Genomic DNA, 15332 nt, shown 5'->3' on the forward strand with positions numbered 1-15332 from the left:
CAGCGAGCAGATTCAGGAGTGCAGAAGCCGTGACGATGCCGTTCTACACCTCCCCCGAGCAGTTGATGCGGGAGCGGTCCGAGCTCGCCCGCAAGGGCATCGCCCGGGGCCGCAGCGTGGTGGTGCTCAAGTACGCCGGTGGGGTGCTGTTCGTCGCCGAGAACCCGTCTCCGACCTTGCACAAGGTCTCCGAGATCTACGACCGCATCGGCTTCGCCGCGGTGGGCCGCTACAGCGAGTTCGAGGCCCTGCGGGTCGCCGGTGTGCGCATCGCCGACGTGCGCGGTTACTCCTACGACCGGCGCGACGTGACCGGGCGGTCGCTGGCCAACACCTACGCCCAGCACCTGGGTGCGATCTTCACCGAGCAGATCAAGCCGTTCGAGGTCGAGATCTGCGTTGCGGAGGTCGGCGCGACCGCCGAGTCCGACCAGCTGTACCGGCTCACCTACGACGGGTCCATCGTGGACGAGCCGCAGTACGTGGTGATGGGCGGTCAGGCGGACACGATCACCAGCTCGCTGAAGGATTCCTTCAGCGATGGAATGGAATTGGGCGACGCCATCCGGGTCGCCGTCAAGGGACTTTCGTCCAGTGGGGACTCCGCGCGCGAACTGGGCACCAAGGCCCTGGAGGTCGCGGTCCTCGACCGCGCCCGTCCCAACCGGACCTTCCGCCGCATCCAGGGCGCCGCGCTGACGGCCCTGCTGCCGGCGTCGACTGAGGACTCCGACAAGTCCGAGGACGGCGAGGAAACCCAGTCCGGCAAGTGACCCGCCCGAGAGCTCATCGCTCCCGCACCCGCCTCGGGTGCGGGAGCGATGTCGTTCGGGGTGGGACGGGCGGCCCACATCCCGGGAAATCGTACGGATGTACGGCGATTCCGGCTGCTCCGTGCGGGGGCGTGCGCAACGGGGTGAGTGACGGCCTGCTACCAAAATCAGCCGAACTCATTTCGACAGTTGCCCGAACGGCGGACCGCCGCGAGGGCGGTTTTGCGCCTAGTGTGGAGACATGCAGAGGCGGATCTTCGGCATCGAAACCGAGTTCGGGGTCACCTGCACGTTCCACGGGCAGCGCAGACTGTCCCCGGACGAGGTGGCCAGGTACCTGTTCCGGCGGGTCGTGTCGTGGGGAAGGTCGTCGAACGTCTTCCTGCGCAACGGTGCCCGCCTCTACCTCGACGTGGGTTCCCACCCCGAGTACGCCACCGCCGAGTGCGACGACCTCACGCAGCTGGTCACGCACGACAAGGCCGGTGAGCGCATCCTCGAAGACCTGCTCATCGATGCCGAACGCCGGCTCTCCGACGAGGGCATCGGCGGGGACATCTTCCTGTTCAAGAACAACACCGACTCAGCGGGCAACTCCTACGGCTGCCACGAGAACTACCTGGTCGGGCGCTCCGGCGAGTTCTCCCGCATCGCCGACGTGCTGCTGCCGTTCCTGGTGACCCGCCAGCTCATCTGCGGTGCCGGGAAGGTCCTGCAGACCCCGCGCGGCGCCGTGTACTGCCTGTCCCAGCGCGCCGAGCACATCTGGGAGGGCGTCTCCAGCGCCACCACCCGGTCCCGGCCGATCATCAACACCCGCGACGAGCCGCACGCCGACGCCGAGCGCTACCGGCGGCTGCACGTCATCGTCGGCGACTCCAACATGTCCGAGGTGACCACCCTGCTCAAGGTCGGGGCGGCGAACCTGGTGCTGGAGATGGTCGAGCAGGGCGTGCAGTTCCGGGACTTCAGCCTGGACAACCCGATCCGGGCGATCCGCGAGATCAGCCACGACCTCACCGGGCGCCGCACGGTGCGGCTGGCCGGCGGCCGGGAGGCCTCGGCGCTGGACATCCAGCGCGAGTACCACAGCCGGGCCGTCGACCACGTCGCGCGGCGCGGCTCGGACCCGATGTCCGAGCGCATCTTGGAGCTGTGGGGCCGCACCCTCGACGCCGTCGAGCAGGAGGACTACTCGCTGATCGACCGCGAGGTCGACTGGGCGATCAAGCTCCGCCTGCTGGAGCGCTACCGCAGCAAGCACGGTCTGGAGCTGTCCAGCCCGCGCATCGCGCAGCTCGACCTCGCCTACCACGACATCCGGCGCGGACGCGGTCTGTTCGACATGCTGCAGCGCAAGGACCTGGTGGATCGGGCGACCGAGGACGGCGAGATCGAGGCCGCCAAGGACACCCCGCCGCAGAGCACCCGGGCCAAGCTGCGCGGTGACTTCATCGCCGCTGCTCAGGCCGCCGGGCGGGACTTCACCGTCGACTGGGTGCACCTCAAGCTCAACGATCAGGCCCAGCGGACCGTGCTGTGCAAGGACCCGTTCCGGGCGGTCGACGAGCGGGTCGAGCGGTTGATCAACTCGCTGTAGGGCCGTTCGGCTCCCGCAGGAGCGGGCGGCGCTGCGGCCGGGCCTGCGCCCGCCGCAGCGCCGCTCTCGGCTTCAGCTGTGGGGCGCTTGGCCGGTCGGGCGGATCGTCAGCTCGTTGACGTCGACCGCTGCCGGTTGCGCCAGGGCGTAGAGGATGCCCCGGGCGATGTCCTCCGGGACCAGCTTCGGGACGTCCGTCCGGTCCGCGGTCATGTCCGTGTCGACCATGCCCGGTTGCACGAGGGTGACCCTGACGCCGGTGCCCACGCACTCCGCGCGGATGTTCTGCGCCATGCCGGTGACCGCCCACTTGGTGGCGGAGTAGAGGTTGCCGGGCCGGATCCCGCGACCGGCGTTGGAGCCGGTGAGCACGAGGTGGCCGCTGCTGCGCACCAGCGCGGGCAGGGCGGCGCGGGCGGTGATCGCCGCGCCGTAGACGTTGGTGAGCACCATGTCGCGCCACTGCTCGGGTTCGGCGCCGTCGTTGCCGAGGAACGAGGTCGGCACGCTCATCCCGGCGTTGGCCAGGACGGCGTCCACACGGCCGTAGCGCTGCTCGGTCGCGGCCACGGCGTCGGACAGGCTGGTGTGGTCGGTGACGTCGCAGGGCAGCGCGACGGCGGTGTCCGACCCCAGTTCCTCGACCAGGCCGGACAGGGCGTCGGTGTCGCGGGCCAGCAGGGCCAGCCGGTAGCCCTCGGCGGCGGCGAGGCGGGCGGTGGCGGCGCCGATGCCGCGCGAGGCGCCGGTGATCATCAGAGCAGGCATGTCCTCGAGGGTAGGAACGCGAACGCTTCGTGAACGGCTTTCGCATCAACGATGAGTTCAGTGATCGCCGAAACCGGTCGTCGATCGAATGGGTGTTCTGCGAAGACACGCCGATACCCGAACTCATGATCGAATACTTTGGCGCTAGAGTTTCGGAGTGGCCACTGTGCGTGCTGAACGCTTGGTGAACTTGGTGCTCTGCCTGCTGTCGACCCGCCAGTACCTCACCGCAGAGCGGATCCGTCATATCGTCGCGGGGTACGCGGACGCGCCCTCCGACGAGGCGTTCTTCCGGACCTTCGAGCGGGACAAGGCCGAGCTGCGAGACCTGGGGATCCCGCTGGAGACCGGCCGCAACTCGGCGTTCGACAGCGCCGACGGGTACCGCATCGCCCGGCGCGACTACGAGCTCGGCGACATCGACCTCGAACCCGACGAAGCCGCCGCCGTCGCGCTGGCCGTCCGGCTGTGGGACTCCCCGGAGTTCACCTCCGCCGCCCAGGGCGCGCTGCTCAAGCTCCGCGCCGCCGGCGTCGACGTGGACGAACGCGCCTCGGCCGCGGTCGAACCGAAGGTGCGCACCAGCGAACCCGCTTTCGGCGCGCTGCACTCGGCGGTCCAGTCCGGCCGCGTCGTGGAGTTCGACTACCGGCGACCCAGCAGCGCCGAGGTCCGGCACCGCACCGTCGAGCCGTGGGGCGTGGTGTCCTGGCGCGGGCGCTGGTACGTCGTCGGCCACGATCGCGACCGGCAGGCGCCGCGCTGCTTCCGTCTCTCCCGCATCCAGGGCCCGGTCAGCGCGGTCGGCAAGAGCGGAGTCGTGCAGCGGCCGCAGGAGGTCGACCTGCTGCGGATGGTCGCGGGCGAGCAGCGCGAGCCACCGCCGCCGACGCCGTCCCGCGTGTGGGTCGCCGACGGACGCGCGCACGGGGTGCGGCGCATCGGCAAGGTCGTCGAGAGCAGGGAGTTCGACGGCGACCCCGGCGAGGTGCTGGAGCTGGACGTGAAGTACCCGGAATCCGCGGCGAGCTGGCTCGCCGGGTACGGGCCCGACGTCGCCGTCCTGCAGCCGGACACCCTGCGCAAGGCGGTCAACGAGATCCACCTGGACGCGGCGGGGGAGGGGCGGCGATGACCAGCGCGACGCAACGCCTGCCCAGGCTGCTGGCCCTGGTTCCCTACCTGCTCAGCCGGCCCGGCATTCCCATCGCCGACGCCGCCGCCGACTTCGGGGTCACCCCGCAGCAGCTGCGCAAGGACCTGGAGCTGCTGTGGATGTGCGGGCTGCCCGGCTACGGGCCCGGTGATCTGATCGACCTGTCCTTCGACAGCGACTCGATCACCGTCACCTACGACGCCGGCATGCGGCGGCCGCTGCGGCTGACCGCCTCCGAGGCGACGTCGCTGCTGGTGGCGCTGCGGGCGCTCGCCGACACCCCGGGCGTTCCCGACTCCGACGCGGTGCAGCGCACGCTGGCGAAGGTGGAGAACGCGGTCGGTCAAGCCCGCCCGTCCGGGGTGGTGATCGGTCTCGGCGCGGAGGATTCGGTCGACTCGGAAGTGCGTCGAACGGTCCAATCCGCCGTCACCGGCGGCAAAGCGTTGCGCATCCGTTACTACACGGCATCGCGCGACGAGATCAGCGAGCGAACGGTCGACCCGATGCGGTTGCTGCTGGTCGACGGCCGCAGCTACCTGGAGGCCTGGTGCCGCAGTGCGCACGGCGTCCGGATGTTCCGGCTGGACCGCATCGATGCGGCCCAGCGGCTCGACGAGCCCGCCGAGCCGCCGTCGGAAGCCGAGCCGACGGACGTTTCCGCAGGTCTGTTCCAACCCGCGCCCGACCAGCGGGTGGCCGAGATCGAACTGGAACCGGACGCCCGGTGGGTCGCCGAGTACTACCAGGTCGACGAGGTCGAAGAGCTCCCCGGCGGCCGGGCCCGGGTGCGGATGCGCTACGCCGACAGCGCGTGGATGACCAGGCTGCTGCTCGGCCTCGGCGGCCAGGTGACGGTGCTCAGCCCCGAGGAGTTGGGGAGTGACGTGCGTCAACGAGCCCATGCCGCGTTGAGGCGGACCCGTCACCTTCCGTCCACCTGAGCCCGATACGGTGAACAGCGTGCCGTTCGTGTGGACTCTCGTGCTGCTGGCCGTAGGCCTCGTCCTGCTGGTGTTCCTGCTGGTCAGGACCTTGATGGAGGTGCGTCGCTTTCGGCGCGTGCAGCGAGGGGTGGCCCACGATCTCGCTGACCGCAGCGGAATGGTCAAAGCGCGGGCAGCGGGCCTCAAGGTCGCGCTCTCGCAGCGCCGCCGCGGTTGACGAGAAGCAGAAACGGCCCTATTTGCCGACCCCTGCCCCGCGTACCATTGGCGCCTAGCAGGGACATCACGAAAGGTTGTGTACGGATGGGTTTGCCAGGTGGCTGGGAGCTGGTCCTCATCGTCTTGGTTCTGGTGCTGCTCTTCGGCGCCACCAAGCTCCCGCAGATGGCCCGTTCTCTGGGGCAGTCCGCTCGGGTGTTCAAGGCTGAGGCGCGAGGCATGAAGGCCGACGAAGAGGCTGCGAAGAAGGCTCAGTCGGAGAAGGAGCAGAAGCCGGAGCTGACGGCCGGTGAGCCGAGCACTCCGCCGGCGACCTCGCCGGTCGAGGACAAGCAGCAGCAGAACGAACAGAAGAACTGACTGAGGACGGGGCTAGCGAAGTGGGTGACAGTCCACTGCGTCGCCTGAACCCGTTCCGCAATGATCGCCGTCGGTGGGGACGCAGGCACAACCCCGACGGCACCATGACGATCATCGATCACCTCTTCGAGCTGCGTTACCGGCTCGGGGTGGCGATGACGGCAGTGGTCATCGGAGCCATCCTCGGGTTCATCTGGTTTTCCACCGCGCCGTTCGGCTGGCCGACGCTCGGTGACGTCCTGCTCGGGCCGTACTGCGCGCTCCCCGTGGAGCAGCGGCTGAGCCCGAACGGGACCTGCCAGCTGTTGCAGACCGAACCGTTCGAGATCTTCATGCTGCGCATGAAGGTGGGTCTGTCGGTCGGCGCGATCCTGTTCAGCCCGGTGTGGCTGTACCAGCTGTGGGCGTTCATCACGCCCGGGCTCTACACCCAGGAGCGCAAGTTCGCCCGGACCTTCGTGTTCTTCGCGACGATCCTGTTCGTCGCGGGCGCGGTTCTGGCGTACTTCATCGTTCCCGAGGCGCTGAGCTTCATGGCGGGCTTCGGCGGCGAGGCGTTCTTCACCGCGCTCACCGGTGGCAAGTACATCAACTTCATGCTGCTGCTGCTGGTGATCTTCGGTGTGAGCTTCGAGCTCCCGCTGATCCTGGTGATGCTCAACCGCGCGGGTGTCGTCACCTACGAGAAGCTGCGCAGGTGGTGGCGGGGACTGGTGTTCGCGCTGTTCGTGTTCGCCGCGATCGCCACGCCCGGGCAGGACCCCTTCTCGATGCTGGCGCTGTCGGCGGCGCTGTCGCTGCTGTTCTTGTTCGCCGCGCTGATCTGCCGTTCGCACGACCGGCGCAAGGCCAAGAAGATGGAGGCCGAGGGCCTGACCGGCGTCGGCCTCGACGAGGCGTCCGACATCGATCCGTTCGCGTCCAAGCTGGACACGACACCGTCGGCACCGCAGAAGCACGACGACATCACCTGACGGTCACAACCCGTCGAACCCTGGCCAACGGGGACGCGAGTGGGATTAGATGCATCCTCATGCGTTGCGTCCTGGTGATCAACCCCGCGGCCGGTGGTGGTCTTTCCGCGAAGGTGGTCGGTGAACTCACCGACCACCTTCGTGCTGTGTGCGAGGTGCGGACGGTCATCGCCACCGACACGTCCGGCACCGAATCCGCCGTGCGGCGCGCGGTGGAGGACCAGGCCGACGTGCTGGCCGTGGTCGGCGGCGACGGCATCGCGCACCTGGCCGTGCAGGCGTGCGCGGAGTCGTCGACCTCGCTGGCGATCATCCCCGCGGGCACCGGCAACGACCTCGCCCGGAGCCTGGGCATCCCGCGCGAGCCGGTGGCGGCCGCGCGCGCCGCGGCCAAGGCCATCTCCGCTGGTGCGCGGCGGCGCATCGACCTCGGCAAGGTCGCGGGCACCGGGTGGTTCGCGACCGTGCTGTGCGCCGGCTTCGACGCGAAGGTCAACGCCAGGGCGAACCGGATGCGCTGGCCGCGCGGTCAACGCCGCTACGACTTCGCGCTGCTGCGGGAACTGCTGGGGCTGCGGGCCAGGCCGGTGCGGTTGGAGACGGAGCGCGGAGTGCTCGACGTCGAGGCCACGCTCATCGCGGTGGGCAACACCGGTTGGTACGGCGGGGGCATCCCGATCTGCCCCGACGCGCTCGACGACGACGGTCTGTTCGACGTGACCGTGGTCGGCCGGGTGCCGCGCCGGGAGCTGGTGCGGATCTTGCCGAGGCTGCGCACCGGACGCCACGTCGACCACCCGGCGGTGACGACGCTGCGCGCCAAGTCGGTCCGGCTGGGCGGGGACAACGGCTGGCTGGCCTACGCCGACGGCGAACCCCAGGCCCGGTTGCCGCTGACGATCCGCTGCACGCCAGATGCGCTCAGCGTGGCGTGTGGCGCAAGCCACGTGTGAACATCTGGCTCCTCCCGCCTTGCCCTGCGGTGCTGGTGAGAAGCCTCCAGGACGCCGATGCGGGGCGTCGCGGCGCACTGGCCAGGCGGGAGGCGCCGCGGCGCGAGCGGCGGTGGTGGGCCGCGGCTCGCGGCATCGCGGCTGGCAGGAGACTCCGAAGCGAGCGTTGTGAGACACCGGTCGGGGTGATGTGAAAACCTTGGTACGTGGCTGCCAGCCGTTCCAACCCGACCAAGCTCTCGCCGGCCGACGCGTACGCGGCGCACTCCCGCCGCAGCGCCCATCCGAAACTGGCCGAGTTCATCGCGGAGCTGTCCTTCGAACTAGACCCCTTCCAGCTCACCGGATGTCAGGCGCTGGAGGCCGGGAGGAGCGTGCTGGTGTGCGCGCCGACCGGTGCGGGCAAGACCGTGGTGGGCGAGTTCGCCGTGCACCTGGCGTTGTCGGAGGGGCGCCGCTGCTTCTACACCACGCCGATCAAGGCGTTGTCCAACCAGAAGTTCGCCGACCTGTGCGAGCGGTACGGCAACGACGCGGTGGGGCTGCTGACCGGCGACACCTCGATCAACGGTGACGCGCAGGTGGTCGTGATGACCACCGAGGTGCTGCGCAACATGCTCTACGCGGGTTCGCGCGGGCTGGACCAGCTCGGCTACGTGGTGATGGACGAGGTCCACTACCTGGCCGACCGGTTCCGGGGCGCGGTGTGGGAGGAAGTGATCCTGCACCTGCCGGATTACGTGCAGCTCGCGAGCCTGTCGGCGACGGTCAGCAACGCCGAGGAGTTCGGCGAGTGGCTGCAGGAGGTGCGCGGGGAGACCACGGTCGTGGTGGACGAGCACCGGCCGGTGCCGCTGTGGCAGCACATGCAGGTCGGGCCGCGGATGTTCGACCTGTTCGGCGGCGAGACCGATGATCACGAGCTGACGATGAACCCGCAGCTGCTGCGGCACACCCAGCAGCTGGCGCGCACCCACATGCCCTACGGGGGCCGTCGCGGTGGCCCGCCGAACAAGCGCAAGGGGCCGCGTCCGCCCCGGTTCTCGCCCCCGTCCCGGCTGGAGATGCTGACCAGCCTCGACGCCGCTGGGCTGCTGCCGGCGATCGTGTTCATCTTCAGCCGCAACGGTTGCGATCAGGCGGTGGCGCAGTGCGTGCGGGCGGGGTTGCGCCTGACCGACGAGTCCGAGGTCGAGGAGATCCGCGAGGTCATCGACGAGCGGACCGCGAACCTGCCCGACGCCGACCTGGGCGTGCTGGGGTTCTGGGAGTGGCGGGAGGCGTTGGAGCGGGGCGTGGCCGCGCACCACGCCGGGTTGCTTCCGGCGTTCAAGGAGACCGTCGAGGAGCTGTTCGTGCGCGGCCTGGTCAAGGCCGTGTTCGCGACCGAGACGCTGGCCCTGGGCATCAACATGCCCGCTCGCACGGTCGTGCTGGAACGGCTGGTGAAGTTCAACGGCGAGTCGCACGTGGACCTCAGCCCGGGGGAGTACACGCAGCTCACCGGCCGTGCCGGGCGGCGCGGCATCGACATCGAGGGCCATGCGGTGGTGGTCTGGCAGCCCGGTGTCGACCCCAAGCAGGTGGCGGGTCTGGCCTCGACGCGCACGTATCCGCTGCGCTCGTCGTTCCGGCCCGGATACAACATGGCGGTCAACCTGGTGCAGCGAGTCGGCCAGGACTCGGCGCGGGACCTGCTGGAGCAGTCGTTCGCGCAGTTCCAGGCCGACCGGTCGGTGGTGGGCCTCTCGCGCCGGGTCGATCGCAACGCCGAGGCGCTGACGGGCTACACCGAGGCGATGGAGTGCCACCTGGGCGACTTCGCCGAGTACTTCGACCTGCGGCGCCGGATCTCCGAGCGGGAGAAGGCGCTGGCCAGGCAGAACCGGCAGTCGCGGCGCGCCGAGGCGGCCAAGTCGCTGGAGAAGCTGCGCAAGGGCGATGTGATCTCGGTGCCCGCCGGGCGCCGGTCCGGGCTGGCGGTGGTGATCGACCCCGGTCTGGAGCCGATGGGCGAGCCGCGTCCGCTGGTGGTGACCGAGGACCGCTGGTCGGGACGCCTGTCGGTCGCCGACTTCACCTCGCCGGTGGAGGCGCTGGGCAAGCTCAAGCTGCCCAAGCACGTCGACACCCGCTCGCCGAAGTCCCGCCGGGATCTGGCGTCGTCGCTGCGCAGCACGGGGCTGAGCTCCTCGGGCGGTCGCGGACGGAAGCGCTCGGACGCCACCGACGACGCCGAGCTGGCGAGCCTGCGGCGGGCGTTGAAGGCGCACCCGTGCCACGGCTGCGACGAGCGGGAGGCGCACGCCCGCTGGGCGGAGCGCTACGAGCGGTTGCGCGGCGAGAACGAGAACCTGCGTCGCAAGGTCAACAGCACGACGCACTCGCTGGCCCGCTCGTTCGACCGGATCGTGGCGCTGCTGACCGAGCGCGACTACCTGCCCGCCCCGGACGGCAAGCCCGGTGACGACGCAGACGAGGTGGAGACGCAGGCGGGGCAGGTCACCGAGCACGGCCGGCGGCTGTCCAGGCTCTACAGCGAGTCCGATCTGCTGGCCGCGGAGTGCCTGCGGGTGGGGACCTGGAACGGGCTCGGCCCGGCCGAGCTGGCGGCAGTGGTGTCCTCGCTGGTCTACGAGTCGCGGCGGGAAGGGCCTGCGCCGCAGGTCCCGGCCGGGCCGATCACCGACGCGCTGACCTCGACCTGGCAGTTGTGGGCGGAGCTGGAGGACGACGAGCGCCGTCACAAGCTCGACCGCACCCGCGAGCCCGATGCGGGGTTCGCCTGGCCGGTGTTCCGGTGGGCGCGCGGCGAGTCGCTGGAGAAGGTGCTCACCGCCGCCGAGTCCGCCGGTAACGAGCTCTCGGCAGGCGACTTCGTGCGCTGGTGCCGCCAGGTGATCGACCTGCTGGACCAGGTCCGCGACGTGATGGGCACCAAGGACCCGGTCGGCTCGGCGGCGGCGAAGGCCGTGACCGCGATCCGCCGGGGTGTGGTGGCCGCCGGTGGTGTGTGACCCGGCTGTGGTTGGATCACTGGCAGTCGGCCGCGCCAGCTGAAGTCATCCGGAGGTGTAGATGTCGTCCCCCTACGGCCCGCCAGGGGGTTACCCCCAGTGGGGGCAACCGCAGGGGCCTGGGATGCAGCCGGGCCATCCGCAGCCGGGTGGCTACGCGGGTCAGCAGTACCCCGCGCAACCGGTGCAGCAGCAGCCGATCCAGCAGCCCCAGTACGCGCAGCCCTACGGCTACGGGTACGGCCAGCCGCAGCCGTACTACCCGTCGCCGAGCGGTTTCGGCTTCCCGCAGGTGCCGCAGAAGCAGAAGCGGTCGATGCTGCCGTGGATCCTCGGCGGCTCGGGCGTGCTCGTGGTGCTCGCCGTGGTGCTGGTGCTGGGTTTCGTCGCTCCCGGGTTCTTCGTGCGCTCGGTGTTCGACGCGGCCAGCGTGGAGAAGGGCGTCACGCAGACGCTCAAGGGCTCCTACAACATCGCCGGCGTCGGTGCGGTGACCTGCCCGGACGGTGAGCCGGTGGAGGTCCGGCACCGGTTCGACTGCCAGGTGCGGATCAACGGCGCCGACAAGGTCGTCACGGTCACGGTCAAGAACGACGAGGGCGTCTACGAGGTCGGGCACCCGAAGTAATCGGTGGACTGCGCGGTCGGGGTCGGCGACGATCGCTGCCGTGGGTGAGACCGAAATCCGGGTGCTGTCCGAGTCCGAGTACCGCGATGCCAACGAGCTGTTCCGGCGGGCGCTGCTGGTCCCGCTGGCCGATGACGAGCAGTGGGCGTCGAGCTCGCAGTGCCTCGAACCGGGCCGGGTGCTCGGTGCCTTCCTCGACGGGGAGCTGGCGGGCACGGCTTGGTCGATGACCAGCTCGCTGACGGTTCCCGGTGGCGCCGAGCTGCCCGCGGCGGCGGTGACCGGGGTGGCGGTGCGAGCCGATTCGACCCGGCGCGGCCTGCTGACCGGGATGATGCGGTTCCAGCTCGACGACGCCGCCCGGCGCGGTGAGGTCGTGGCGATGCTGCACGCCAGCGAGGCCGGGATCTACGAGCGCTTCGGCTACGGCGTCGCCAGCAGGGTCCGGAACGTGGAGGTCGACCGCTCGCGGGCGCGGATGCGCCGCACGGTCCCGCGCGGCGGCCGGGTCCGCCTGGTCTCGCAGGAGCAGGCGGCGCAGCTGATGCCCGCCCTGTACCCGAAGTGCGCGCGGGACCGGGCGGGCTGGATGCACCGCCCCGACGGGTGGTGGCCGGGCCGGAGCGCCGTGATGAACAAGAGCCAGGCGGTCGCCGTGCACGCCGACGAGTCCGGGACGGACGACGGCTTCGCCGTGTACCAGCCGCGCGGGGATTCCTCCACTGTGGACGTGTGGGACCTGGTGGCGGCCAACGACGTCGCGGCGATCGAGCTGTGGCGCTTCCTGCTCGACATCGACCTCGTGACGACCGTCGCGGGCTTCGAACGCCCGGTGGACGAGCCGGTCGAGTGGTGGCTGACCGATCGTCGCGCCTGCCGCACCACGGGGGTGAGCGACGACCTGTGGGTCCGCCTCGTCGACGTCCTCGCCGCCCTGCGGGCCCGCACCTACGGTCGCGGGGAATCGTTGGTCCTGGAGGTCGTCGACGAGTTCCGGCCCGCCAACACCGGCTGCTACCGCATCAGCCCGGACGGGGTCACGACCTGCGACGACGCTCCGCAGCTGACGCTGGACGCCGCGGCCCTGGCGGCGCTCTACCTGGGCGATCAGACGGCCTCGGCCCTCGCCACGGCCGGACTCGTCCAGGCCCACGATCCGCAGGCGTTGACCAACGCCGACCTGCTGTTCCCGCTGCAGCGGCCACCGTGGTGCGGCACCGGCTTCTAGTGGGCGCGACCGGGTTCGATCTGACCTGCCGGGCGCGGTGAGGATTCCCCACCGCGCTCGCCGAACTTGTTGTGGTGCCTAGTGTTCGAGGGCTGCGATGAGGCGGTCGATGCTGGCTCCGAGGCCCCAGGTGGACTGGAGCGCGCGCAGCCGGTCGAGGTCCGGCTCGGCGGGCATGGTGTCGGACTCGCGGTCCATGACGACCGGTGCGTTCCTGACCACGTTGACCACGGCCGGGGCCGCCGCCAGGTACTCGGCGGACTCGGTGAGCTTGGTGCGGATCCGCGAGGTCAGCCGGGCGTCGCCTTCGGCGGCCGCCCGCACCAGGTCGTCGAGGGAACCGAACTGCGTGATCAGCTTCGCCGCGGTCTTCTCGCCGATGCCCGCCACGCCGGGCAACCCGTCGGAGGGGTCTCCGCGCAGCACCGCCATCTCCGCGTAGTCCGCACCCGCCCGCTCCTCGGACAGCGCGTACTTCTCGGCGAGTTCGCCGGGGCCGAAGTCCTGGGCCTTGGCCAGGCCCGCGCCGATGTAGATCACCCGCACCTGCGGTTCGGCGCGGACCAGCTGGAACAGGTCCCGGTCGCCGGTGACGACCTCCACCGGGTCGGTGCGCTCGCGGTCGGCCAGCGCGCCGATGACGTCGTCGGCCTCGAAGCCCTCGGCCTCGGCGGTGGTGATGCCGGCGGCGTCGAGGACCTCCAGGATCACCGGGATCTGCGGCGAGAGCGTGTCGGGCACCTCTTCCGCCTCGGGGTCTTCCACGGCCACCCGGTGCGTCTTGTACGACGGCAGCGCGTCGACCCTGAACTGCGGGCGCCAGTCGTTGTCCAAGCAGGCCACCAGCCGTGACGGCCGGCGACCGGTGATCAGCTTCGCCAGCATGTCGCAGAAGCCGCGCACCGAGTTCACCGGCGTGCCATCAGGGGCGGTCAGCGAGTCGGGCAGCGCGTAGAACGAGCGAAACCACAACCCGGCCGAATCGACGAGCATGAGAGGTCCGGTCACGCGCCCAGCTTGTCATGTCCGGCCCGCACGACGCGCCCGACCTGCCGATCCGCTCAGCCGTCCAGGGCGGCCCGGGCTCGTTCGCGCGCCTGGACGCGGTCTGCCGCGGACACCGCCCGCTCGGCGGCCGCCCGCCACTCCGGCAGCGAACGACCGGCCAGCGCTTCGCCCACCGCGGGCAGTGCCGCCGAGGTCATCGACAGACTGCTGACCCCCAGGCCGACCAGGACGCCCGCCAGCAGCGGGTCGGCCGCCGCCTCGCCGCACACGCCCACCGGCTTGCCCTGCGACGCGGACGCACGACCCAGCAGGGCGATCAGCCGGAGCAGCGCGGGCTGCCACGGGTCGTTGAGGGCGGCCAGCGCGCCGGTCATCCGGTCCGCGGCGCAGGTGTACTGGGCGAGGTCGTTGGTACCGATGCTGGCGAAGTCCACTTCGGCCAGCAGCTCCTCGGCGCACAGCGCGGCGGCCGGGGTTTCCACCATGACCCCGACGCGGCCGACGCCGGCGGCGCGGGCGCGTTCGGCGAACCACGCCGCCTCGGCCGGGGTCGCCACCATGGGAGCCATCACCGACACCTCGGCGCCGGTGTCCTCGGTGGCGGCGACGATCGCGGCGAGCTGCCGGTCCAGCACGCCCGGGCGGTCGAACGCGACGCGGAGCCCCCGCACGCCCAGCGCGGGATTGGGCTCGGCGGCGATGTCCAGGAACGGCAGCGGTTTGTCCGCTCCCGCGTCGAGAGTGCGCACCACGACTGGCTTTCCTGCGAAGGGCCGAAGAACGTCGGCGTAGGACGCGCGCTGGGTCTCGGTGGACGGTTCGCCGGTGGCGTCCAGGAAGCAGAACTCCGTGCGGAACAGCCCCGAGCCCTCCGCGCCCGCATCGATGGCGTTCGCGGCGTCGCCGGAGGAGCCGACGTTGGCCAGCAGCTTCACCGGACGGCCGTCGGCGGTCTGGCCCGATCCGCGCCACCGCGTTTCGGATCGGGTGGACGCCTCGGCGGTGACGGGCTCGGCGACGAGCTCGACCGTGCCCGCCGCACCGTCCACGCGCGCACCGGCGGCTCCCGACGCCAGTGCGCCGCGCGCGGCGACCACGGCCGGGATGCCCAGCGCCCGGGCCAGGATCGCGGTGTGGCTGGTCGGGCCGCCCTCCTCGGTCACCAGGGCCAAGACCATCGAGGGGTCGAGATCGGCGGTGTCGGCCGGGGCCAGGTCCCGCGAGATCAGCACGCTCGGTTCGGCGGGCTCGGGCACTCCCGGTGCGGCGGTCCCCGACAGCTCGGCGACGATCCGGTCCCGCACGTCCTGGACGTCGCGGACGCGTTCGGCCAGGTAGCCGCCCGCCGCCGCCAGCGCGTCCGAGAACTGCTCGGAGGCCTCGAAAACCGCGCGCGGGGCGGGCAGCCGCCGACCGGTGACCGACTGCTCGGCTGCCGAGAGCAGACCGGGATCGGTGGCCATCGCGGCCGTCACCTCCAGGACGGACCGGGCCTCGCCGTCGGTGGCCGCCGCCCGCTTCCGCAGGTGCCGGGCGACCGCCTGCGCGGCGGGACGGATCCGCGCGGCCTCGGCCGTCGGGTCGGCGGGCTCGGGCCCGCGATCGGGCTCGGGCAACCGGTCATGAACCAACAAGACCGGGCCGGCCGCTCTGCCAGGGCTGACACCGACTCCCCGCAGCGTGGACATGCACCACTCCCTA

The 15332-nt window shown here is 70.9% G+C and carries 14 protein-coding genes; 11 read left to right on the forward strand and 3 right to left on the reverse strand.

Annotation, left to right across the window (positions count from 1 at the left end; all coding sequences use genetic code 11):
• Nucleotides 1-29 precede the first annotated feature (29 nt).
• On the forward strand, nucleotides 30-773 hold the full coding sequence (gene prcA / locus E1202_RS13985) for a proteasome subunit alpha (protein ID WP_132683484.1): 744 nt from the start codon (nucleotides 30-32) through the stop codon (nucleotides 771-773).
• Nucleotides 774-1014: 241 nt separating this feature from the next.
• Complete coding sequence (gene pafA / locus E1202_RS13990) at nucleotides 1015-2373, forward strand: Pup--protein ligase (protein ID WP_132683485.1); 1359 nt, start codon at nucleotides 1015-1017, stop codon at nucleotides 2371-2373.
• A gap of 72 nt (nucleotides 2374-2445) precedes the next feature.
• Here the strand turns inward: pafA and E1202_RS13995 are convergent, their stop codons facing one another.
• Nucleotides 2446-3141 (reverse strand): SDR family oxidoreductase, encoded by a 696-nt coding sequence (locus tag E1202_RS13995; protein WP_132683486.1) that lies wholly within the window; start codon nucleotides 3139-3141, stop codon nucleotides 2446-2448.
• Between the two features lie 157 nt (nucleotides 3142-3298).
• On the opposite strand from E1202_RS13995, the gene E1202_RS14000 reads away from it, so the two are divergent.
• The 9 genes from E1202_RS14000 to E1202_RS14040 all read left to right on the forward strand — a co-directional run bounded on the left by E1202_RS14000 (nucleotide 3299) and on the right by E1202_RS14040 (nucleotide 12623).
• Nucleotides 3299-4276 carry a helix-turn-helix transcriptional regulator gene (locus E1202_RS14000; protein WP_132683487.1) on the forward strand — a complete coding sequence of 326 codons (978 nt, stop codon included), beginning with the start codon at nucleotides 3299-3301 and terminating at the stop codon, nucleotides 4274-4276.
• Nucleotides 4273-5241 carry a helix-turn-helix transcriptional regulator gene (locus E1202_RS14005; RefSeq protein ID WP_132683488.1) on the forward strand — a complete coding sequence of 323 codons (969 nt, stop codon included), beginning with the start codon at nucleotides 4273-4275 and terminating at the stop codon, nucleotides 5239-5241. Before E1202_RS14000 ends, E1202_RS14005 begins: the two co-directional genes overlap by 4 nt.
• Nucleotides 5242-5260: 19 nt before the next feature.
• On the forward strand, nucleotides 5261-5461 hold the full coding sequence (locus tag E1202_RS14010; RefSeq protein ID WP_132683489.1) for a bacteriophage holin: 201 nt from the start codon (nucleotides 5261-5263) through the stop codon (nucleotides 5459-5461).
• Between the two features lie 86 nt (nucleotides 5462-5547).
• Nucleotides 5548-5823: a Sec-independent protein translocase subunit TatA gene (gene tatA, locus E1202_RS14015; protein ID WP_132683490.1), complete on the forward strand. Its 276-nt coding sequence runs from the start codon at nucleotides 5548-5550 to the stop codon at nucleotides 5821-5823.
• A gap of 20 nt (nucleotides 5824-5843) precedes the next feature.
• Entirely contained in the window at nucleotides 5844-6797 is a 954-nt protein-coding gene (gene tatC / locus E1202_RS14020) for a twin-arginine translocase subunit TatC (protein WP_235878329.1), read from the forward strand.
• 59 nt (nucleotides 6798-6856) lie between these two features.
• Nucleotides 6857-7750, forward strand: a complete 894-nt coding sequence (locus tag E1202_RS14025; RefSeq protein ID WP_132683492.1) for a diacylglycerol/lipid kinase family protein — start codon at nucleotides 6857-6859, stop codon at nucleotides 7748-7750.
• Nucleotides 7751-7956: 206 nt separating this feature from the next.
• Entirely contained in the window at nucleotides 7957-10767 is a 2811-nt protein-coding gene (locus E1202_RS14030) for a DEAD/DEAH box helicase (RefSeq protein WP_132683493.1), read from the forward strand.
• Between the two features lie 124 nt (nucleotides 10768-10891).
• Nucleotides 10892-11395: a DUF4333 domain-containing protein gene (locus E1202_RS14035; RefSeq protein WP_235878331.1), complete on the forward strand. Its 504-nt coding sequence runs from the start codon at nucleotides 10892-10894 to the stop codon at nucleotides 11393-11395.
• Between the two features lie 40 nt (nucleotides 11396-11435).
• Nucleotides 11436-12623 carry a GNAT family N-acetyltransferase gene (locus E1202_RS14040; protein ID WP_132683495.1) on the forward strand — a complete coding sequence of 396 codons (1188 nt, stop codon included), beginning with the start codon at nucleotides 11436-11438 and terminating at the stop codon, nucleotides 12621-12623.
• 78 nt (nucleotides 12624-12701) lie between these two features.
• Here E1202_RS14040 and E1202_RS14045 read toward each other — a convergent pair whose 3' ends face one another.
• Nucleotides 12702-13616, reverse strand: coding sequence for a 5'-3' exonuclease (locus E1202_RS14045; protein ID WP_132683529.1), 915 nt, complete (start codon nucleotides 13614-13616; stop codon nucleotides 12702-12704).
• A gap of 68 nt (nucleotides 13617-13684) precedes the next feature.
• Nucleotides 13685-15319: a phosphoenolpyruvate--protein phosphotransferase gene (locus E1202_RS14050; protein WP_132683496.1), complete on the reverse strand. Its 1635-nt coding sequence runs from the start codon at nucleotides 15317-15319 to the stop codon at nucleotides 13685-13687.
• Between the last annotated feature and the right edge of the window lie 13 nt (nucleotides 15320-15332).

This window comes from Saccharopolyspora karakumensis (assembly GCF_004349225.1).
In the GTDB taxonomy this organism is placed as follows: Bacteria; Actinomycetota; Actinomycetes; order Mycobacteriales; family Pseudonocardiaceae; genus Saccharopolyspora; species Saccharopolyspora endophytica.